The organism is Rhodococcus sp. SB1D (assembly GCF_048573875.1).
In the GTDB taxonomy this organism is placed as follows: Bacteria; Actinomycetota; Actinomycetes; order Mycobacteriales; family Mycobacteriaceae; genus Rhodococcus_F; species Rhodococcus_F qingshengii.
In genome coordinates, this window is the sequence record NZ_JBMAIQ010000019.1 from 21,895 (window position 1) to 42,774 (window position 20,880).

General features: G+C 61.9%; 18 protein-coding genes. 9 read left to right on the forward strand and 9 right to left on the reverse strand.

The window, feature by feature from the left end:
- Positions 1 to 64 precede the first annotated feature (64 nt).
- The 5 genes from ACN50D_RS28895 to ACN50D_RS28915 form a co-directional block, all read right to left on the reverse strand.
- Entirely contained in the window at positions 65 to 925 is an 861-nt protein-coding gene (locus ACN50D_RS28895; protein WP_020969703.1) for an ABC transporter permease, read from the reverse strand.
- A complete protein-coding gene (locus tag ACN50D_RS28900) occupies positions 922 to 1,884 on the reverse strand; it encodes an ABC transporter permease (protein WP_158171306.1) in 963 nt (320 codons plus the stop codon). Before ACN50D_RS28900 ends, ACN50D_RS28895 begins: the two co-directional genes overlap by 4 nt.
- Before the next feature lie 80 nt (positions 1,885 to 1,964).
- Positions 1,965 to 3,497 (reverse strand): ABC transporter substrate-binding protein, encoded by a 1,533-nt coding sequence (locus ACN50D_RS28905; protein WP_058038827.1) that lies wholly within the window; start codon positions 3,495 to 3,497, stop codon positions 1,965 to 1,967.
- A gap of 131 nt (positions 3,498 to 3,628) precedes the next feature.
- Positions 3,629 to 4,603, reverse strand: a complete 975-nt coding sequence (locus ACN50D_RS28910) for an oligopeptide/dipeptide ABC transporter ATP-binding protein (protein WP_064688167.1) — start codon at positions 4,601 to 4,603, stop codon at positions 3,629 to 3,631.
- Positions 4,603 to 5,514 (reverse strand): ABC transporter ATP-binding protein, encoded by a 912-nt coding sequence (locus ACN50D_RS28915; protein ID WP_238592730.1) that lies wholly within the window; start codon positions 5,512 to 5,514, stop codon positions 4,603 to 4,605. The genes ACN50D_RS28910 and ACN50D_RS28915 overlap by 1 nt, the downstream gene beginning before the upstream one ends.
- A 275-nt stretch (positions 5,515 to 5,789) precedes the next feature.
- Between ACN50D_RS28915 and ACN50D_RS28920 the strand changes: the two genes are divergently transcribed.
- Positions 5,790 to 6,347 carry a QsdR family transcriptional regulator gene (locus ACN50D_RS28920; RefSeq protein WP_021333511.1) on the forward strand — a complete coding sequence of 186 codons (558 nt, stop codon included), beginning with the start codon at positions 5,790 to 5,792 and terminating at the stop codon, positions 6,345 to 6,347.
- An 85-nt stretch (positions 6,348 to 6,432) separates the two neighbouring features.
- Here ACN50D_RS28920 and ACN50D_RS28925 read toward each other — a convergent pair whose 3' ends face one another.
- Positions 6,433 to 7,254, reverse strand: coding sequence for a class II glutamine amidotransferase (locus ACN50D_RS28925; RefSeq protein ID WP_031331541.1), 822 nt, complete (start codon positions 7,252 to 7,254; stop codon positions 6,433 to 6,435).
- A 21-nt stretch (positions 7,255 to 7,275) separates the two neighbouring features.
- A complete protein-coding gene (locus tag ACN50D_RS28930; protein WP_030537512.1) occupies positions 7,276 to 7,719 on the reverse strand; it encodes a DUF7144 family membrane protein in 444 nt (147 codons plus the stop codon).
- 344 nt (positions 7,720 to 8,063) lie between these two features.
- Here ACN50D_RS28930 and ACN50D_RS28935 point away from each other — a divergent pair, with 344 nt between their 5' ends.
- From ACN50D_RS28935 to ACN50D_RS28955, 5 genes are all read left to right on the forward strand, one after another.
- Positions 8,064 to 8,792: a hypothetical protein gene (locus ACN50D_RS28935; protein ID WP_050656165.1), complete on the forward strand. Its 729-nt coding sequence runs from the start codon at positions 8,064 to 8,066 to the stop codon at positions 8,790 to 8,792.
- Positions 8,789 to 9,403: a class F sortase gene (locus tag ACN50D_RS28940; protein WP_307850396.1), complete on the forward strand. Its 615-nt coding sequence runs from the start codon at positions 8,789 to 8,791 to the stop codon at positions 9,401 to 9,403. Before ACN50D_RS28935 ends, ACN50D_RS28940 begins: the two co-directional genes overlap by 4 nt.
- A gap of 93 nt (positions 9,404 to 9,496) precedes the next feature.
- Positions 9,497 to 10,297: a bifunctional hydroxymethylpyrimidine kinase/phosphomethylpyrimidine kinase gene (thiD, locus tag ACN50D_RS28945; RefSeq protein ID WP_211920124.1), complete on the forward strand. Its 801-nt coding sequence runs from the start codon at positions 9,497 to 9,499 to the stop codon at positions 10,295 to 10,297.
- A 48-nt stretch (positions 10,298 to 10,345) separates the two neighbouring features.
- Positions 10,346 to 12,829 carry an aminopeptidase N gene (gene pepN / locus ACN50D_RS28950; RefSeq protein ID WP_211920126.1) on the forward strand — a complete coding sequence of 828 codons (2,484 nt, stop codon included), beginning with the start codon at positions 10,346 to 10,348 and terminating at the stop codon, positions 12,827 to 12,829.
- 65 nt (positions 12,830 to 12,894) lie between these two features.
- A complete protein-coding gene (locus ACN50D_RS28955; protein ID WP_003946153.1) occupies positions 12,895 to 14,184 on the forward strand; it encodes an alpha/beta hydrolase in 1,290 nt (429 codons plus the stop codon).
- Here the strand turns inward: ACN50D_RS28955 and ACN50D_RS28960 are convergent.
- Positions 14,146 to 16,413 carry a DUF2254 family protein gene (locus ACN50D_RS28960; protein WP_211920128.1) on the reverse strand — a complete coding sequence of 756 codons (2,268 nt, stop codon included), beginning with the start codon at positions 16,411 to 16,413 and terminating at the stop codon, positions 14,146 to 14,148. The genes ACN50D_RS28955 and ACN50D_RS28960 overlap by 39 nt on opposite strands.
- A 4-nt stretch (positions 16,414 to 16,417) precedes the next feature.
- A complete protein-coding gene (locus ACN50D_RS28965; RefSeq protein WP_081557908.1) occupies positions 16,418 to 18,553 on the reverse strand; it encodes a bifunctional lysylphosphatidylglycerol flippase/synthetase MprF in 2,136 nt (711 codons plus the stop codon).
- Between the two features lie 139 nt (positions 18,554 to 18,692).
- Between ACN50D_RS28965 and ACN50D_RS28970 the strand changes: the two genes are divergently transcribed.
- From ACN50D_RS28970 to ACN50D_RS28980, 3 genes are all read left to right on the forward strand, one after another.
- Positions 18,693 to 19,307: an NUDIX hydrolase gene (locus ACN50D_RS28970; RefSeq protein ID WP_003946186.1), complete on the forward strand. Its 615-nt coding sequence runs from the start codon at positions 18,693 to 18,695 to the stop codon at positions 19,305 to 19,307.
- Between the two features lie 110 nt (positions 19,308 to 19,417).
- Complete coding sequence (locus ACN50D_RS28975) at positions 19,418 to 20,017, forward strand: CDP-alcohol phosphatidyltransferase family protein (RefSeq protein ID WP_030537518.1); 600 nt, start codon at positions 19,418 to 19,420, stop codon at positions 20,015 to 20,017.
- Positions 20,014 to 20,880: a DUF881 domain-containing protein gene (locus ACN50D_RS28980; RefSeq protein WP_003946177.1), complete on the forward strand. Its 867-nt coding sequence runs from the start codon at positions 20,014 to 20,016 to the stop codon at positions 20,878 to 20,880. Before ACN50D_RS28975 ends, ACN50D_RS28980 begins: the two co-directional genes overlap by 4 nt.

The following is a 20,880-nucleotide window of genomic DNA, read 5'->3' on the forward strand; positions in this document are numbered from 1 at the left end:
GATAGTCCTTCATGCTGGTGGTGTGGTCTTCGAACAGTCGAGTCGGATGGTTGTTCTACGCCGGCTATCTCCCTCTGACATACATGCGGTCCCGGACGGCATCACCCACTCGGTAGACGGCCAGGACGACCAATGAAATCAGAATGCCGGAGGGGAGAATCTGTTGTGGTGCACTCAAGATGTGCAGGTACGCATCGGATAAGTCACCGCCCCAACTCGGAGTGGGGGGCTGTATTCCCAACCCCAGGAATGAGAGTGCCGCCTGCGCGAGAAAGGTCAGGCCGGTGAGCACGGTCACCTGAACGACAACCGGCCCGATTGCGTGCGGAAGAAGATGACGCAGCAGCACTACGTGCGGCGGGCATCCTGAGAGTCGCGCGCTCAGAACGAAGTCTCGGTTCCTCGTTTCGCTGACCCCGGCAGCCAGAATTCTTGCAATTGTGGGTGCATAGACGACTCCGAGCGCTGACATCGACGTGATCAGGCTCGGCCCCAGAACACCGGTAATAGCCACTGCGAGAACCAAACCTGGGAATGCCAGCAATGCGTCCGCCACCCGGAGGAGTGACGCGCCGATCCAGCGTGGCCAATATCCGGCGATCAACCCCCACGGAATTCCCAACAGCAGACTGACGGCGACAGCGATCGCGACGCCGAAGAAGGCGGAGCGTCCTCCCCAGATCAATCGACTGAGCACGTCACGACCGAAGCCGTCAGTGCCAAGCAGGTGCTGTGCACTCGGACCGGCGAACGTGTTGGTCAGGTTCTGATCGGTCGGACTGTGCGGAGCCACGAACGAGGCCAAGACGGACGCCGCTATCAGCGTGCCGAGAAAGCAGTAGCTGAGCCATAATCCGGGGTGCAGTCGAGGGAGAGCCCACTTGGAGCGGGTCTCGCCTGCGGTGGTCAACGCGAGTTGGCTCACGAGATCGTTCCCTTCCTCAATTGTGGGCTGATCATGTTGTTGACGACGTCGACCAGGATGTTCACGAGAAGCACGATCACGACGAACAGCAACACAATGCCTTGAAGCATCGGATAATCTCGCGTGTCGATCGCAATGACGAGAGCGCTCCCGAGGCCCGGCAGCACGAAGATCTGCTCGAGAATGACCGTCGCACCCAGCATCGCCACGGCGAGCAATCCATAGACAGTGACAATCGTGGGAACGATGTTTCGTAGCGCGTAGCGCCACACGATCTTCCGCTCGTCGATACCCATCGCACGCGCAGTTCGTACGTAGTCACTTGACAGTGTCTCGATCATCGCAGCCCTGGTCTGCCGAACCGCAATCGATGCTGCGCCGGCAGCGAGCGCCGTTGCTGGTAGGACCAAATGGCTCAGGTTGTCGATCACACTGTTCTCGAGAGGAACCCAGCCGAGCACCGGTAGAACTCCCAAACCGAGGGCGAAGACATCGACCAGCACGATAGCGAGGAAGAAGTCCGGTACCGCGAGTCCGATCCCCGAAACCGTGCGGGTCAGACCATCGCTGCGTCGTCCCTGCCGCGTCGCGGTCCACACACCGAGCGGTATAGCGACGACGGCGGACAGTAACAGTGCGAGTACAACGAGCTCGGCGCTCGCCGGCAGGCGCGCAAGGATCTGTGGGCCGACGGGGGCGCTGTTCTGTAGCGACGTTCCCAGATCTCCGTGCAGAGCCGACACCACCCAGTTCCAGTACTGGACCAGCAGAGGTTGATTCAATCCGAGGCGCTCGTTGAGTGCGGCGATCGATTCATCGCTGCCGTTCGGACCGAGAAGGGCCTCGGCTGGTCCACCGGGGATTATCCGGATAAGGGCAAAGGTTATGAAACTAGCGATGATCGCGGTAGGAATTATCTGTGCGAACCGGACGCCGATCATCCGTATGTAAGGATTCACCGGCGATCGGTGAGGGTTTCGGGTCGGAACGCTCTCAGGCTCGGGGGCCAACGAATTCTCTTGCGATACAACGGTCGTCGTCATGACTTCGAGAGGTACGTCAGATTGGGGGAGCCGTTCAGTGCAGGAACGGCCCCGTGGACGTTCTTGGTGTAGGCGACCACGTCGGGAGTGAAGTACAACGGTACGTACTCAGCGGACTTGATCACGACTTGATTGATCTGTTTGACGATGTCGAGCTGAGCGGTTTCGTCATACGTGTTGTTCAACAGTGCGATCAACTTCTCCAAATCCTCGTTGGGGACGGAATTCTGCCGGAAGTACGACCGCGAACCCAGCGAGGCTTCGAAATTGAGCGGTGCGGATGCTCGCGTGGGCCATCCCACGCTGAAGACGTCCGCGCTGTTGTGTGCGACGAACTCCGTAATCGCCTGAGGTCCAGTCATTTCGACGAAGTCGACCTTGATGCCGACCTTCTCCCATTGTTCTCCGACAAGGACCGCGTTGGTCGAGTACGGCGGTAGATTGCCTGCTAATCCGCGCACGGTGACCCCGTTCGGATACCCAGCCTCCGCTAGCAGCGATTTGGCCTTCTCCGGGTCGTACGGCCATGCATCTTCGGTTTCCTCGTCGTAGAACTGCGAACCGGGAGGATATTGACCGAACGCCGCAGTTCCTTCCGTGCTGTCCAGTGCGGCTCGCGCAATTGCCTTGCGGTCGAGCGCGTATTGCATCGCCAGACGAACGCGGACATCGTTGACCACGGGGTTCTTGTTGTTGATCACGACGAGCGCAACTCCGAGTCTCGGATCGTGACTGACGTTCAGGTTGGGGTTGCGTTCGAGGATCGGAGCACTCGACGGTGTGAGCCCGTATGCAAAATCCGCAGCGTTCGATGTCAGGGCATTTGTCAGCGCTGTGGGATTGGAGATCACCTGGATCTGGATCTTGGCGAGCTGAGGGCTGGGTGGACCCGCCGGTTTGTAGTCGTCGAATCGACTGAATGTGTATGAACTGTTCGGGACTGCGCTGGTGAATGTGTACGGCCCTGCGCCTACAGGCTTGTTGGCGAAGTCTGCCCCTGCTGCTGCCAGCGCAGTGGGGGAGACCACCATTCCCAATCTGCCGTTGAGCCACCCTGGTAAGCCGGAGGTAGGTGAACTCAACGAGATCGTGATGTGATCTGGGGACGTTGCTTCGATGCTCTTGATCGTCGGGACGGAAACGATTCCGAGACTCAAGCAGTGTTCCATGCTTGCCTTGACTGCTGCTGCATCGAGAGTTGTACCGTCGTGAAAGGTCAAGCCGTTCTGCAACGTCATCTCGAACGTCAGGTTGTCCGGTCCGGAGAAGCCCCACTCGCTGGCGATTCCGGGCCGCAACTTCTGGGTGGCAGGTTCCGCATCGATCAGTGGTGCATACATCAACTGTAAGTAGTCGATGTCGTATCCGATGTTTCCCGCACACGGGTCGAGCGAGGCGGGCACGTGCGATGTCGCGACCTTGAGTTCGGCGTTCGGATCGGCAGGTCCGGTATCGCCGGCGGTACCGGTGGCGCTGCTCGAACAGCCGCTGAGCACAAGAGCAGAAAGTGCAAACGCAGCTACCAGCACACGTGGGCCACTTTTCCCATGATTCTGGAAGCGTGTGATCGGATATCGGGATCGCAAAGACAGACGCGGATTCATATGGTGGACTTTCGCTTTGGTCTTCTCGGAAGGGGGGAGACTGACGCGGCACGCATTTACTGCGGCGGGTTGGAGATTCCGGTCGATGTGGCCGGGGACGATAGATGGCAGGCGGAGCTGTGTGCGGAATTCGAGGCCGCGCGAAGTGACGGCGCTTCCGACGCACAGCGATCCATCGCAAACGGGCAGCGGGTGCGGAATCGACAGCCCGAGGGTGGATTCCGTGGGTCGGGTAACTCGCCCCGCACCAATGCTTTCCGACGACTGCGCCGCTCGAGTTCGATGTGCGGGGCCGCGGCGAGAAGCGCCTGCGTGTAGGGGTGCGATGGAGTCCTCAGGACCGTGGCAACCGGTCCGATCTCGACGATTCGGCCGAGGTACATCACCGCGACGCGATCGGCGATCCGTGCCACCGAACCCAAATCGTGCGAAATGAAGATGTACGTGAGGTCATGTTCTTCTCGGAGATCGGCAAGAAGTTGCAACACCTCTTCCTGAAGCGAAACATCCAGGGAGGCAACAGGTTCGTCGCAGAGAATCAGTGGCGCCTTGGAGGCAAGTGCACGAGCGATGGTCACGCGTTGGCGTTGGCCACCGGAGAGCTGGGTCGGGAGGCGGTCGGCAAGCTCAGCGCCGAGACCGACCCGACGCAACAGCTCGACGGCTTTCGGCCGCAAGGACTGTGGGATGCGCAGACGCCCTGGCGCCATCGGCTCGGCTACGCAAGCCCATGAGGACATCCGATTGTTCAAGGCCGACGTAGGGTTTTGAAAAATGAGATGGGAAGATCCACCCTTGCCGAACGCCGGGTCGTCGAGATTCATAGTGATGGAGCCTGCGGCCGTAGCCACCAGACCCGCGAGAGCGTGAGCCGTCGAGGATTTTCCCGATCCTGATTCACCGATTATCGCAAGGGTTTCGCCCCTCTGTACGGAGAAGCTGACGTCGTCGACCGCGCGAAGAGCTTTGCGTCCGCGTCCGTACTCGACTGCCAGATTCCGAACGTCGACGATGACGTCGGTGTTGCTCATCAGCTCACCAGTCCGAGCAACTCGAGTTCGTCGCTGCGGTGACATCTTGTTGCCGATTCCGGTGATCCGATCAGAAGTGGATGATCGGATATGCAGAGCTCCTCGGAGTAGTTGCACCGGGCGACGTATCGGCAACCCACGCCGTCAGCAGGGGCTTTGCTGGTGAAATCGCCTCGCGCCTTGGGTGATTGGGAGGAGACTTCTTCGAATGTCGAGCGTGCCGCCTCGAGAAGGCTGAACGTGTAGGGATGCGCGGGCCGCCGAAGCAGCACGTCTCGTGGCGCGACGTCGACGATCTCGCCGCGAAACATGGTGATGACTCGATCCGCGACCTCGGCGACAACCGCGAGGTCGTGACTGATCAACAACACGGCAAGATCGCGCTGTTCGGCCAGTTCTCGAAGGAGATCGACAATCTGAGCTTGGATGGTGACGTCGAGCGCTGTTGTCGGTTCGTCCGCGATCAGCAACTTCGGACCGCATGCCAGGGCCATCGCGATCATCACCCGCTGACACATCCCGCCGGAAAGCTCGTACCCGTACGACTTCAAGGTTCTGCTCGGGTCGGCCAGTCCGACCTGGTGGAGAAGATCTGTAGCCACGTCCTCCGCATCGACTTTCGTGATGTCGCGGTGGGCCTTCAACACATCGACGATCTGGCGACCGATGCTGACGGAGGGGTTGAGAGCCGAACTCGGGTCCTGGAAGACCATACTGACGTCGCGACCGCGTATTTTCCTCAACTCGGCGGCGGGCCGACCCACAAGTTCCTGTCCTTCCAAACGGATGCTTCCGCTGGTTGTTGCCGTACGGGGCAAGAGACCGAGCAGAGCGAGTCCGGTCAGTGTCTTTCCGCTCCCGCTCTCTCCTACGAGGCCGGTGATTTCGCCCGACCCCAACTCGAAGCTCACTCGGTCGAGGAGTCTGTTCGAAATCGATTCTGTCCCAATGTCAACCGTGAGGTCTCGTACTTGCAGAAGTGGGCTCATCGTCGGGTCGTCCACGTGTGATCGTTCATCGCATTCCTCCGTAAACAACTGAACTGTTGTGACTGGAATCACGTACCGGGGAACCATAAACACTCACCTGCAACAAAGTCAATGAATGTTGCAACGATTGCCGTCGATGGCGCCGTCTGATCGCCTCCGGCTACCGACCAGCACGTCGTCAGCGATACATTCACTCCATGGCCGAGACACGTGACATCCGCGCGGAAGCGTTGAGTGCCGCCCGACGACAGTTCGCGGCCGGAAAACCGCTCGATGTGAATGCTTTGGCCACCGAGTTGGGGGTGGATCGGACCACCTTGTTCCGGCGTGCAGGGAATCGCGACACAATTACCGGTGACGTGCTCGATTCGCTGGCGCGCCGAACGTGGCGAATGGGCCTCGAGGAGTGCGGTGGAAGCGGAGCGTCAAGGGTTGTCGACGTCCTCACCTACCATGCACGGGCGACAATCGAGACCGAATTCTTCCGGACGTATTTGACTCGGGAACCGCAAAAGGCGTTGTGCATACTCACAACTGGACTGGGGCCGATTCAGGGCACGATGGTCGAATCCGTGCGAAGGCTGATCGAAGCTGAAATACCGGAGCAGATTCGGCCAGACCTGCCCGTCGAGGACATGGCATATCTGCTGGTTCGCGTGGGTGAGTCGTTCATCTACAACGATTTGCTCACTGGTGGCACTCCGGATACGGAGAAGGCTCGCTTGGCGTTCCGGCTCATCCTCTCGCGTGACTAGTGTGCCGAGTTTCCGTTTTCTCAGTTTTCGTGAAAGCGCTTCGAATGCAAGCTATTTCATAGCTATGCCTGGTTGTATGACCCAATCAGGCTGGTGGGATCGGCACAAAGCTCCGCATCTCGTCCCGTCCGGGCCGGATGACGCCTGCGGCGGATTCGGGAACCTCGTTCCAGGCGCCGGGAAGGTCACGTAGAGGCTCGGAGACGACGATTCGGGTCTCCTCACTCAGATGGTGCAGGGCATCCACCTCAGGATGGAGCTTGCGCAACGTGGAAATCTCGGTGGAGAAGAACAACGACCTCGACTGGTGCTCGCTGGAATAGCGAAAGATCCAGGTGGAGATGCCATCCGACGTGGCGACGGTCATCTGAACCGGATTGTCGATTCCCTGCGAGCGGGCCGTGTGCTCGACGAATCCGACGGCCCTCGCGACACCTTCGAACGGATCGTCGGTCAGGCCGAACGTCAGCGCGAGGAAGAACAAGGTTTCCGAGTCCGTCGATCCTTCGAGATCCGGAAAGAGCGACGGATCAATGGCAGTCACCAATTCCCGTTTCATGTCGTGGAATCCGTGTAGTGAACCGTTGTGCATCCACAACCATTGCCGGTGCCGGAACGGGTGACAGTTGCTGCGTTGCACTGCAGTTCCCGTCGAGGCGCGGATGTGAGCGAACAGCAGAGGGGTGCGCAATTGGGAGGTGACTTCGCGCAGGTTCGAGTCGTTCCACGCGGGTTCGATGCTCTTGAAAACTGCCGGTTGGGGGCCTTCCCCGTACCAGCCGATTCCGAAGCCGTCGCCATTTGTCGTCGTGGCCCCGAGTTGAGAATGCAGGCTCTGGTCGATCAGCGAGTGCTGTGGCCTGAACAGCAAGTCATGGGCCAGTATCGGCTCTCCGGAATACGCCATCCACCTACACATACTTTCAACTCAAGCAGATCGAGTCGGCGTTGACGGTGCATGCGCAGCGGCGTGCGTCGTCTGGGTGGGCTTCCATGTCGACACAGCCCAGATCACGACGATGTTCAGCGCGATGATGAGAGTCGACCACCAGGGGTAGTACGGCAGCCACAAGAAGTTCGCGATGATCGAGATCGCGCAGATCACCACTGCCGACACCCGCGCCCAGGCCGCTCCGGTGAACAGTGCAAGCCCGACGAGAGCGACGAGCGCGCCCAGCACGAGATGGATCCAACCCCACGTCGTCAGGTCGAACTGATAGACGTAGTCGATCCCGACTACGAACACTTCGTTTTCGGCGACGGCAGCGAGTCCTTGGAAGAACTGCACGATGCCGACCGTCACCAAGATGACGGCTGCCCCGATCGATGTTCCTACCGCGAAACCCTGCTTGACTGATGTTGTATCCGACATGACGGTTTCCCTTGATTCGGTGGGGGGCGACCGGACACGTGCCCGGCACGCTCGTTGTAGTGATCGTTGTTCCACCGGCTGACCGCTATGAAACGGAAATACCTGTCCAATGCGGTGAGAAATCAGTGCGATCTGCTCCGATGTGCGGGCGAAATGTAACTTCTGACCCCTGTTGATCCGATGTACCCCTTGCCGGAACGCGTGTGCGGAGAAATTGCTCGTAACCGAAGTTCACAGAAAACAAGAGGAATTCGGCACGGAATTCGACCTATTTGTCCAGCTGTACTGGTATTTTGACTGAATTGACCGGAAGCTACGGTCCGCGGAAAAAAGGTAGCGAGAGAATGACGATCTTCGGCAGGCGTACCGCGGGCATCACCGCGACGGCCTTCGTCTTGGCGACCGTTGTGTCGACAGCACTCCCCGCAGTGGGATCGGCTGCCCCCGTTTCGCTCACCCGCGCGTGCAACTCGGAAATCAACGAAAATTCGATGTCACTCGATCCGGCCGTGATCGACGGTTGGTACGACATCTCGACTGGATCGCCTGGAACGAAAATCAACTCGATCGAGGCGTGGCGGACAGTGCCGGGAGACATCCTCGAGTTTCGCGCATCGGTGACGATCAGAGCCCACGGAAGTCCCGTCCGAGGGACCCTTCGGATCGACGGCGCCGGCTTGACCGGAGATCAGGATTTGATCTCCAGAATGACGTTGACCCAAGATCTCGGTCGCTCAGGATCAACGGTCACCGATGCCGACGACGGTTCGGTCATCCCCGTACGTGCCAAGCTCGCATTCGACGTCACAACTCCTGGACAAGTCGCGCAGAACCAGACGGTCAACCTCTCGGCAGTCAAGATTGTCTTGGCAGGCGACACCACCGATCCGGGAGGTGAGTGCCCCGGCCCCGGCCCCGGCGGCGGGGGGAATGGAAGCGGTGGCGGAAACGGCAGCGGTGGTGACGGTTCCGGTGGCAACGGTGGGGATTCCGGTGACGCACTTCCCGGTCGTGACGTAGGAAACCGAGTACCAATTTCCCAGATTCCGTCCGGCCCGACTTCTCGTCCGTGACAGCGGCACCTGGATCCACGGCCAGCCGAACGTGGGCCGCTGCAGTAGTGGCGACAATGCTCTTGATCGGCGGATGTTCCGACGACGGTGACTCGCCGACCCGCGTCCTCGCGACCGGCCAACAAGATTTGCCGCCAGAGATTCGCGCGGTGGTCGACGGTCCGGATGTCCCGACCACGCTTCGCATAGTCGACAGCACCGCTGACGTTCTGCCGATCAAGACGACGGCAGACGGCTCGCTCATTCCGCCCGAGGATGTCAGTGAGATCGGATGGTGGGCAGATTCGGCATTTCCCGGCTCCGGCGCGGGCACCGTGGTGATCACCGGACACATCAACGACATCTATCAGGGTGACGGTTTCGGAAAGAAGTTCTCGACACTGGAAATCGGCTCGGTCGTGACCGTGGCGGGCGCCGGGGGACAGACCTGGAACTACCGTATCGATGCGGTCGATCACTACGGCAAGGACGGCGAGCTGCCGGTCGAGCGATTGAACAGCCTCGACGGACCCGAAACCCTCGCGCTGATCACCTGCGGCGGCGAGTTCGTCGGTCCGCCGTTCGGATACGAGGACAACGACGTCGCGTGGGGAACTCCGGTGCCCGCATAGCCGAAAACCAGACGTCGGAACGGTTGATAAACTGGGCCCCGCGTTCGTGGCCATCCACGCACGTTTCGAAAGTCCGAAGAAGGAGATTGTGCTGTGGTTGACCTCGCCTATGTCATCGCTGGGTCCGAAGCGACTGGCGGTGCCGGCCTGCAGGTCGACCTGAAGACGTTCCAGGCATTGGACGTCTACGGCGTAGCGACCACCACGTGCATCGTCTCCTTCGATCCCAAGAACAACTGGGGTCATCGCTTCGTGCCGATCGCTCCTGACGTGATCGCCGATCAGATCGAGGCTGCCACTGCGGCTCACGATCTGGACGTCGTCAAGATCGGCATGTTGGGCACGCCCGCCACCATCGAGGTTGTGGCAGAGGGCCTGCGTCGGCAGTCCTGGCGCCACGTCGTCCTCGACCCGGTCCTGATCTGCAAGGGCCAGGAGCCCGGCGCGGCTCTCGATACTGATACAGCACTTCGTGATTCGATTCTTCCGCTCGCCACCGTCGTCACACCCAACCTGTTCGAGGCACGCACCCTTGCCGGAATGGACAGCATCGAAAGCATCGACGACCTCATCGAGGCCGCACGTCGTATCCATGACCTCGGACCCAAGTACGTGCTCGCAAAGGGCGGTGTCGAACTCGCCGGTGGCGACGCCGTCGACGTGTTGTTCGACGGGACCGACGTGACTGTTCTCTCCGCCCCCAAGGTCGGCGAAGAGCGCGTCTCGGGCGCCGGTTGCACGCTGGCCGCCGCAGTGACCGCGGAGCTGGCAAAAGGCGCCGACGTGGGAGAAGCCGTCGCTCTGGCAAAGAAGTTCGTCACGGCGGGCATCGAAGGCCGCGTCTCGGCACACACGCCGTTCGACACCGTCTGGCAGGGCGCGTTCAAGGGATAGGCGCACGGCGGCTCACATCGCCGAGCGCGGCCTGGCAGGATCGAGTGCGTGAGTACTGCGAACCTGAATCGAAGCGAAGTCGCCGAACGATCTCGAGCCATCTCCGTCGCCGGTTACCGGGTGGAGTTGGATCTGCGATCGGCGGTCGACTCCGCCGTGAAGACCTTTTCGACCGTCACGACAATTGATCTGACGTCCTCGGTGGAGTCCACGTGGCTCGATTTCATCGGTGCTGCAGTCGATTCCGTGGACGTCGACGGTGCGTCGATTCCGGTGGAGTACGACGGATCCCGGATCGTGCTGCGCGGACTCGGCGGATCGAACGTCGTTCGGGTGGAAGCTCACGGCAACTACAGCCGTTCCGGTGAAGGGCTGCACCGATTTGTCGACGACGCTGACGATCAGACGTATCTGTACACGCAATACGAGCCGGCCGATGCCAGGCGTGTTTTCGCCTGCTTCGAGCAGCCGGACCTCAAGGCGCCCTTCACATTCGAGGTGACAGCACCTGACGGCTGGGAAGTCCTGTCGAATCAGCCCGCGACCCAGACTCTCTCCGTGGACGGTGCACAACGCGTCACTTTCGCCCCGACGCTGCCGATCTCGACCTACATCACCGCGATCGCGGCCGGGCCGTATCACCGCGTGGCGTCGTCGTGGAGTCGCGGCGAACTCACTGTCGAGTTGGGTGCGCTGTGCCGGGCGTCGTTGGCTCCACACCTTGATGCAGACAACGTTTTCGACATCACCCGTCAGGGGCTGGACTTCTACGCCGAGTACTTCGACTATCCGTATCCGTTCGGCAAGTACGACCAGATCTTTGTCCCCGAGTACAACCTCGGCGCCATGGAGAACCCGGGACTGGTGACCTTCACCGAGGCATACGTGTTCCGCGGCACCGCAACCGACGAGCAGCATCAGCGCCGCGCCAACACGATCCTGCACGAAATGGCGCACATGTGGTTCGGCGATCTCGTGACCATGGTCTGGTGGGATGACTTGTGGCTCAAGGAATCCTTCGCCGACTTCATGGGATCGCTGGTCAGCGCCGAAGCTACTCGCTTCACCGATGCCTGGGTGGCATTTGCCATCAAGCGGAAGGCGTGGGCGTACCTCCAAGATCAGCTGCCGACCACGCATCCTATCGTCGCCGACATCGTCGATCTCGAAGCTGCGAAGCTGAACTTCGACGGAATCACCTATGCCAAGGGCGCCAGTGTCCTCAAACAACTTGTGGCGTTCGTCGGGCGTGACGCGTTCTTCGAAGCGGCACGCCGGTACTTCAAGGCCCACGCCTTCGGGAACACCACGCTGGTTGATCTGCTCGACGTGCTCGCGGAGACTTCCGGACGTGATGTGCGCGAATGGGCCCGAATCTGGTTGCAGACCACCGGGGTGTCCACGCTGTCGCTCGACGGAACACACCTGGTCCAGACGGACCCGAGGCCGCATCGGCTCGCAGTCGGAATCTACGACTACAACGAGTCCGGAGATCTTGTTCGCACCGAACGCGTCGAACTCGACATCACCGAATCACGCACGTCGGTCGACCTTCCGCCCGGAGCACTCACACTGCTCAACGACGAAGACCTCACCTACGCCAAGGTGCGATTGGACGCGGAATCTCTGTCCACTGTCGAGGCATCCCTGGACCGCGTGAGCGATCCGCTTGCGCGCGGGGTGATCTGGTCGTCGCTGTGGAACTCGGTGCGTGATGCGCAGCTCTCGGTGTTCCGGTACCTCGACATGGTGGAACGATTCGCTCCCGCGGAGACAGATCTTGCGATTCTCAGCTCGATCATGACCGATGCCCAATACGCGGTTCTTCACTACGTTCCGAAAAGCTTGCGGCCCAATGTAAGTGCAGGCTGGTTGGAAACGACCTGGAAGGCGGTGTTCGAAGCCGAACCGGAGTCCGGAAGACAGCTGGCATGGGCACGGGCTCTGTCGGCCGCTGCAGCGGTCAACGATGCTCGCGCCGACGAGGTGCGGTCGATACTCGACGGCACCTGCCCGGGGCCGGTCGGACTGGCTCTCGATCCTGATCTGCGGTGGGCATTGTGGATCGCCCTGTCGGCGACCGGCCATGCGAGTGTGAGCGACTTCGATGGTGAGCTGAGCAAGGACAGCACGTCAGCGGGTCGAACGGCGTACGTCCGCGCTGTGGCGTCGATTCCCGATGCCGAGACCAAGGCGGCTGCCTGGGCGTCGGCGACCACTGACGGCTCACTCTCGAACGACCGCCTGGATGCGACGATCGCCGGATTCCGTTCGGGCACGGACCCGTCGTTGATCGAGGGATATGCGGCAGAGTACTTCTCGTCCCTGGGGAAGTGGTGGTCCGAACGCAGCATCGAGATCGCCCGACGGTTGGTGAACGGACTCTTCCCGGCAGCTGAAGACACCTCTGCTGTCGATTCCTGGATCCAGGCCAATGCTGAGGCGCCCGCGTCGCTGCGGAGGCTTGTTCTCGAGCGTCGGGATCACCTGGCCCGAGACCTACGTGCCCAGGCGTCGAACGCGGTGATCTGACGCCATCAGCTCCGAAATGTCCTGTTCTTGGATATTGTCTAAACAGGGCTGCGACAGGAGACGACGTGCACACGATCACGGATCTGTCGCTGGTCACGGGCCCGGTTCCGCCCGTGGTGACGGTGCTCGGAATTCTGGCACTTCTCTGGCTGATCTTCTCGAGATCGAGGCGTCACGTGCTGATCTCGATTCCGGTCTGCATCGTCGCGGCAATCGCGATCACTCTCGTGCTGTACTGGCTGATCGAGAAGGTGTGGCACCCGTTCCCCGATCCGATTGCCCGTCCGGTCTACGTGTGGATCGGGTTGGGCATTCTCGGCGTGCTGCTGGGTGTTTCGCGGGTATTTGCGGCGACGCGGATCGACGGTCGCGTGCTCACCGTGGTCTCGGTGCTCCTGGTGGTCGTGTCGAGCGCGGCTCACGTGAATCTGCAGTTCCAGTCGTATCCGACGTTGGGAACAGCGCTGGGACTCTCGGACGCGGAGAAGGTTTCACTCGCCGACCTGGACGACGGCAAGGACGGGGCGGTACCGGTTTCGCAATGGAAGGCTCCCGCGGACATGCCGTCGGCGGGCAAGGTCAGCACGGTCACGATTGCGGGGACGGTCTCCGGATTCAGCGCCCGCGACGCCGAGATCTACCTACCGCCCGCGTATTTCACCAACCCGCGACCGGAGTTGCCCGTGTTGGTCCTGCTTGCCGGCCAACCAGGCGCGCCCGAGGACTGGCTACAGGGCGGACGTCTCGTCCAGACCATGGACACCTACGCCGCTGCGCATTCGGGCTTGGCTCCCGTTGTCGTCGTTGCTGACGGGACCGGGTCGGAACTGGCGAATCCGCTCTGCGTCGATTCTCAACTCGGGAACGTCGCAACGTACCTTTCGCGCGATGTTCCCGACTGGGTGCGCGGGAACCTCCAGGTGGATCCCGACCCGAGGAAGTGGGCGATCGGGGGACTTTCCTACGGCGGTACCTGCGCGTTCCAGATGGCAACGAACTTCCCCGCGGTGTATCCGACGTTCCTGGATCTGTCCGGTCAGATCGAACCCACACTCGGCGATCGCAAGCAGACGGTCGATGCAGCGTTCGGCGGCAATGACGCCGCGTTCGTGGCAGTGAATCCGCAGGATCTGCTCCGGGAGAAGAAGTTCCCCGACAGCGCCGGGGTGTTCGTGGTCGGCAAACAGGACAACGACTACCGCCCAGGTCTTCAAACGCTCTACGAAGCCGCAAAGGCCGCAGGGATGGACGTCCAGTACGCCGAGGTCGACGGTGGACACAGCTTCCAGGTGTGGTCGGCTGGATTGGCGAGTCAATTAGGTTGGCTGGGAACGCGACTCGGTCTGCCCGGATGAACGATCGTCCGGAAGTTCCGAAGACCCGATGATCAGCGGGTGAATTCTTCCGGTCGCCCCGGCTTCGGAGCCCAATCCCTGCGGATCCGCCACACTCGCGAGCCGAAGGTCGAGTGCGCCGGTCCATTCTCGGGTCAATTGCGCATCGAGTGCGTCGACGCGCTCGAGTAGCGGAGGGTGCTGGTCCGGCGGGCAGGCTTCGAGCAAGGTCGCGAATACCGCGCGTAGACGGCGCTGGACCTGCGCGGAATTGGTACTGAAGTGCCGGATCTCGTCGGTGGCGACGGACACGTAATCGGTCCAGGTGCGTTGCTGCCCTCTGATCAGCGTGAGATCCGAGGTTGATGTGTCGAAGCGGACCCGCGGGGCGAGAAGTACCAGAAGATCTTCGATGTGGTCGAGAGCCTGGACGGCTCGGCCCGGGTCGTTGATGGCGGGTGACAGTGCCTTGAGCGCGATGTCCACGATCGACTGAAGCGCTGCACCGGGGCTGACGACCGGGCTGTGCGTGTCACCGAAGATCAAGCACGACATCAAGGTGTCCGGGCGTACCTTCAGCGACGGTCCGCGTACCTCGAAGAGGGGCGCGTTCTGGGCGACGAACTCGCCGATGCTGGGGACGACTTCGACCGAGACGTCCCAGCGGCCGGCCAACCGCTGCAGTCGTGCGAGATCGATCGCCAGCAGAATCCGGCCGTCGGGTGAGAGGTGGCGCAGGCGAATCACCAGTGCGTCGGCGCTCTCGGAGTTCTCGGACTCGCGCGGTTGGGGTAGGGGGAGCGGCTGACTGGGTTTCGGTGCGCCAGAGGGCAGGTCCTCGTACAGCGGATAGGCACGAATCGTCGCGCTCCGGCCCTGGGCCGCTATCCAACGCAGCAACCGACTGGAATTGAGAATCGACCCGACCTTCGCCACCAACGCGATGAACAGGATCGCACTGGCCAATGCCAGAAGCAGTGCGATCGCCGTGGAGATGGTCGGTGAGGAATTCTCCGAATCGAGCGCCAGATCGAGCGCAATGATCAAGGAGAAGACGAACGTGGCCAGAAACATGCCGATCGACCACCGCATCACTCGCTGTTGCGCAAGCATCGGGACCACCCGCACCGAAATCTGCGATGCGCCGAACTGCATTGCGAGGGTGATGGCGGTGAACACCAGACCGGTGAGAGTGATCATCCCGCCGGCGATGACGCTGAGCAGCGTCGCGGTGGCCCCGGCGTCCACGCCCTCGGAAATGGTACCGACGTCGCCGTCGCTGACGAGATCTCCGTCGATCCCGACGAGGATGTTCGCGGTGACGACGGACAGGACGACGAGGATCACGGGGAGACGCCAGACGGGGACTGTTCGTAGTCGTCGGCGAGTTCGACGCCAGCGAATTCTGTCCGAGAGCCGCCGCGACAATCCGACCTTCGACGTGGGGGTTGCGGTGCCGACGACGGGGAGCGGTGGTGGGGGCGGGGGAGTGGAACCGAAACTTCCCGACACCGTTTCCTGAACGTAGATCTTCGCGTGGATCATCGGCTCGCGATAACGCTGTTCACGGGCCACTGCCCGGCTCATCTTGGCGGGCTTGTCGCGGTAACGCGAGCGCGCCCACGGGGCACCCGGGCGACTCAACCGAATTGCTCCGATCAACAGAAGTGGGGTGAAGAACAGCCCGATCAAGCCGGTCCAGAGTTTGCCCTTCATCAACGTGATCACGGCGAGTCCGAGTTGGATCACGATCGCGACGACAACGCCGATCAACGTCGCCAGGCTGCGGTCCTGCTCGTACGGGTCGAACTCTCCCGCGAACCCGATCGGGTGGACCCCGAGAAGGAAAAGGAACGAGATCGCGATGGCAACGAACACTGCGTCGATGGACGAGCGACCTTCCTCGGCCCAGTAGACATCGCGCAGATGCAACACGAGCGCGTACTCGTCGAGGACCAACGCGCTGCCGATACCGAACACCGACGCGAGAACACAATTGGCGATCGGGGTGTGATAGTCGGCCAGAGCGATGAAGGCGAAGCCGGACACGAGCATCATCATCAAACCGAAAACCATGTGGTGGATGTGCATTCCACCGGGCGTGACATTGCCTGGCCACCACGAGACCTCGGCCCGGATCATCCGGACGCTGAAGCGGATGAACAGGAACGTCAGGACAAAGGCGAGTAGGAGGAAGAACAGCGGGAGCCTGCCGGTGTCGACGACCGTGTGCTCGAACCAGGACCGCACGGCGTCAACTCTTGCTGGTGGCGAGCTTGATCAGCTGAGGAGCCGTTGCGTCGGGCAGGTAGGCACGCGTCAGTGCGATTCCGATCCGAGGCAGGTCGGCCTCGTCGCGGAAACACAGGAAAACGGGTTCGTACCTCGGCTTGAACTTCTTCTTGAACGCGTGAAGAGACCGGAAGCCGTAGAGCGGTTCCATCGCGGCTCCGAGCATGTCGAGCAGGCGGTCCATCGATGCGGCGTCGGCGCCGTCGTCGCTGCGTGCGAGCGGTGCTCCGGACAGTGAGACGAATTGGGCACCTTGTTCTTTGAACTCGAGGGCCGACGATGCGATGAGGAACTCGACCACCGGACGGAACCCGTCGGGACGTCGACGCATGACGTCGAGTGTCCAACCCTGAACCACGCCGCCTTCGCCGTACACCGGCAACCACGAGGTGACGCCGTGAATGCTTCCGGTCGGGTCGACGGCCAAGCCGACCCGGACGTCGCGGTCGAGCGCCTCCTCGACGCTTCCGAGGGTGAACCCCATCTCGGGTAGCCCCTTGTCGCCCACCCATTCCTCGGAGATGGCGCGCACCTGAGCCAATACGGAGAACGGCTCGTCGGCCAATGTTGTCATCCGGAAGGTGATGTCGTCCTTCTTGGCCTTGTTGAGCGCCGAGCGGATGTCCTGCCAGGATTTACCGGTGAACTGCAGTTCTGGTAGGTCGACGATCGTGTCTTCGGCGACCTGAACGGTGCGCCAGCCACGCCGGGCGGCGGCATCGGCTGTCTCCTTCCCCACGGAGAACAAGCAGGGAGTGAGGCCATTGGCTTCGGACATCGTCGTGAATTCGTCGACCGCTGCGGCAAGTCGGTCGGGGCTCGCTATCGGATCCGCCAGGACCACGACGACACCGACATGCCGTTGGAATGCAACGACGCTCTCACCCGACTCGCCGAAGTAGTAACTGTTGCCGTCCCACGTCGTCATCCACGACATGGTTCCGCCGCCGTGTCGTTTGAGCAGTTCCCGAGCGGCGGCGCGCGGATCGTTCCCGGACAACGGCCCGCCTCGAATCTTGCGCCGCATCGGTACGTGAAAAGCGTGGCGGCCCTTGATCAACAAGATGAGTTCGAGAAGCCAGAGCAGCGCGGTACCGACCGTGACGGCGCCGGCGCTCTCGTAGTCGAAGAAGATGACCGAGACGAGGACGAGGGCGGTGGCCAAAACCGTCAGTGAACCGAACACCACGGCAACCCACCAGGCCCAGCGGCGACCTCGTCGCAACTGGTCCGCGATCAGGGCAACGATGACCACGTCGATCAATGCCGTCCAGCCCGAACCGGTTTCGGCTTCCGTCGGCCCGAACGGTCCGCTTCCGGGGAACAGCCAGACGGCGATCTCGACCACGCCGATCAGGAGCAGGCCGATGAATCCGAGCAGGCGGATCTCGCGTCGCGTTCGGGGGATGAACCCGCGCTCTCCGTCGCCGAAGAACTTCTCGCCCACCGGCAGGAATATCGCGACCGCGATGAGGTGCTGCACGTCGGCGAGGCGGCCTTCGAAGAGGAACGCGATCGCAATGTACGCGCACAGAATGGCGCGCACTCGCATTCGCCAGGGCGAGCGGAGTGTTGCCGTGGTCGCGGCGAGAGCGGCGATGATTGCGGTGGTCACGCCGACGTCGCGGTGGGTGGCGAGGTTGCGAGCCCAATCCCAGTCGGTGTGGCTGCCCGCCCAGAGGAGGAGCGATGCACCGAGTTCGCCCGCCAACTGACCGCTGATCGTGACGATGGCCGCGTTCTTGGTTCCCAGGCGCCATTCGCACCAGCCGACCGCCAAGGCAAAAACGACGATGATCGAAACATACTGACCCGGTGTCAATCCGAAGAACCACCCCGTGACGAGAGTCCACCACTTGCCTTCCTGCAAGGCAGGAACTCCGTAGGCGATGTCGTCGAACCACGAGTAGGTACGGACGTGATTCCACAGGGCGCCGGTCGCGATCCCGACGACGGTGATGGTGAGCACGACGCTCGCGGTGAACGGCACACGCCGCAGGACGCTCAGCGTGTCGGAGGCGAAGCGGGAGGCCCGATTCGACGCGCCCGGCGCGCTCTGGTCGGTCTGCGGGGTGGGGGTCTGGGACTGCTCAGCCATCGAGGTTCTCTTCTCGCCATGCCGCACGGTGGATTCTGCCTGTTCAGCATGACAGGAATACAGACCGATAATCAGGCGAAGCGGCCAAAATGGACCAGACTGGCTGAGGGTCTCAGTCTCGTGGCGCTACTGTCGAGCCATGGTGAACGGAGATTTACTGAATCGGGACCACGTGGTCGCCTCACTTGCCGCTTTCGAACCTCGGTCGGTCGAATTGGACGGAAGGCGCTCGGCGTCGGTGGTCATCGTCGTCATGCGGACTGCGGACGGAACACCAGTGTTCCCGGTGACGAAGCGGCCGAGCAAGATGCGCGCCCACCCCGGTCAATTCGCGTTGCCGGGCGGAAGCGTCGACCCGGGCGAGTCGTCCGAACAGGCAGCGGTTCGGGAACTTTCCGAGGAGCTGGGTGTCGACGTTCCCGAGTCGAAGATCATCGGCCGGCTCGACGACTACGTCACTCGTTCGGGATTCGTGATCCGGCCGTTCGTCATGTGGTCGGGCGAGGACATCGGGGGACTGGTACCCAATCCCGACGAGGTGGCCCAGGTGTATGCCGTCACTTCGGAGGAGCTCGACGTGGACTCGCGCTTCGTCACCATCGAGGAGTCACCGAACCCGGTGATCCAATGGCCGTTCCGAACGAGCCTGATCCATGCGCCGACCGGAGCCGTCATCTATCAGTTCCGCGAAGTGCTGAACGGACGGCACACGCGCATCGACAAGCTCGAGCAGCCGGTGTTCGCCTGGAGATAGGGGGCAGCTCGACACGCTCGGGACAGTTCAGGCTACGGCGCCTCGGCGAATAGTCCGTCGTGCTGTGGAAAGCTGGCCGCACGGCAATCGAACGACGCGAGGTGTGTGCAGTGAACTCTGGCGAACAAGAACCGATCCCCACGGATCGGATTCTCACTGTTCCCAACGTGCTCAGTATCGTGCGTCTACTCGCCCTTCCGCTGTTCGCCTACCTGCTGCTCGTCACGCACTCGGACGGCTGGGCATTGGCGCTGCTGATGCTCAGCGGGTTCACCGACTGGCTCGACGGCAAGCTGGCCAGAGTGCTCGGACAGACCTCGCGTCTGGGAGCGCTTCTCGACCCGTTGGTCGATCGTCTGTACGTCGTGACGACACTGGTCACCTTCGTCGCCCGCGATTTCATTCCCTGGTGGGTCGCAGCGATACTCATCGGCCGTGATCTTCTGCTTGCGTTGACGCTGCCGATCTACCGCAGGCGTGGCCTGCCACCGCCCGAGGTGGTTTATCTCGGCAAGGCTGCGACCTTCCTACTGATGTTCGCTCTGCCGTTGATTCTTGCCGGGCACGGAGACTGGGCCATCGGACCGTTCACCCATGCCTTCGGTTTCGCTTTCCTGATCTGGGGAACCGTCCTGTACGTGTGGACTGCCGCGATCTACGTGCTCAAGGCCGTTGACGTTGCGCGAACCCACGAGGTCGTGCCCCGATGAAGTCGACCGGGGAGGACGTCCGTCGTAACCCGGTACCGTCGCTGCTTCGGTCACTCATGACCGAACATCTCGACCCGGGCTACGAGGCAACTGCATTCGAACGCCAGCACGAGCACACCAAGAACAGATCCTCGAAGACGGGGCCGTGGCTGGCCCTCGGCGCACTGTTGATCGGGTTCATCGTCACGGTCTCGGCTGTTCAGGCGACGAAGCAGGTGACCGGCACCGAAGAGGTTCGAAGCGAGTTGGTGGCGAAGGTCCGTGATGCGGAGGATCGAATCGATTCGCTGGCCGCGTCCCGCGATTCACTCGGCGGAGCCGTCGACGCCGCGCGCGGCGTGGCGCTCGAAGGCGATGCACGCGGCAGCGCCGTCCTCGACCAACTGCGAGCGGTCGAATCCGGCGCAGGAGCCGAAGCTGTTCACGGGGAGGGACTGGTGGTGACGTTGACCGACCCGGCCGGACGCCCGAACCTCTCGGATGCGTCGCAACGGAGTGTCGGCGGTAAGACAGTTGTCCTCGATCGCGATCTGCAGACCGTCGTAAACGCCCTGTGGGCTGGGGGAGCGGAGGCGATCGCCGTCGGCGGCGTGCGAATCGGGCCGACGGTGACCATTCGTCAGGCGGGCGGCGCGATGCTCGTCGACAACCAACCTGTTTTCTCCCCGTACCTCGTCGAGGCGATCGGAGACACGCGAGCACTGCAGCGGAAATTCGTCGTCAGCGACGCCTACGTGAGAATGTCTAGCGTCTCGCAACTGTACGGAGTCGGTTTCGCGGTGGCCGAAGACGATTCGTTGACTCTGCCGCCTGCGGCGCCTCGCGCCGTCCGAGTGGCAACAGAACCCACAGAACCCAAGTGA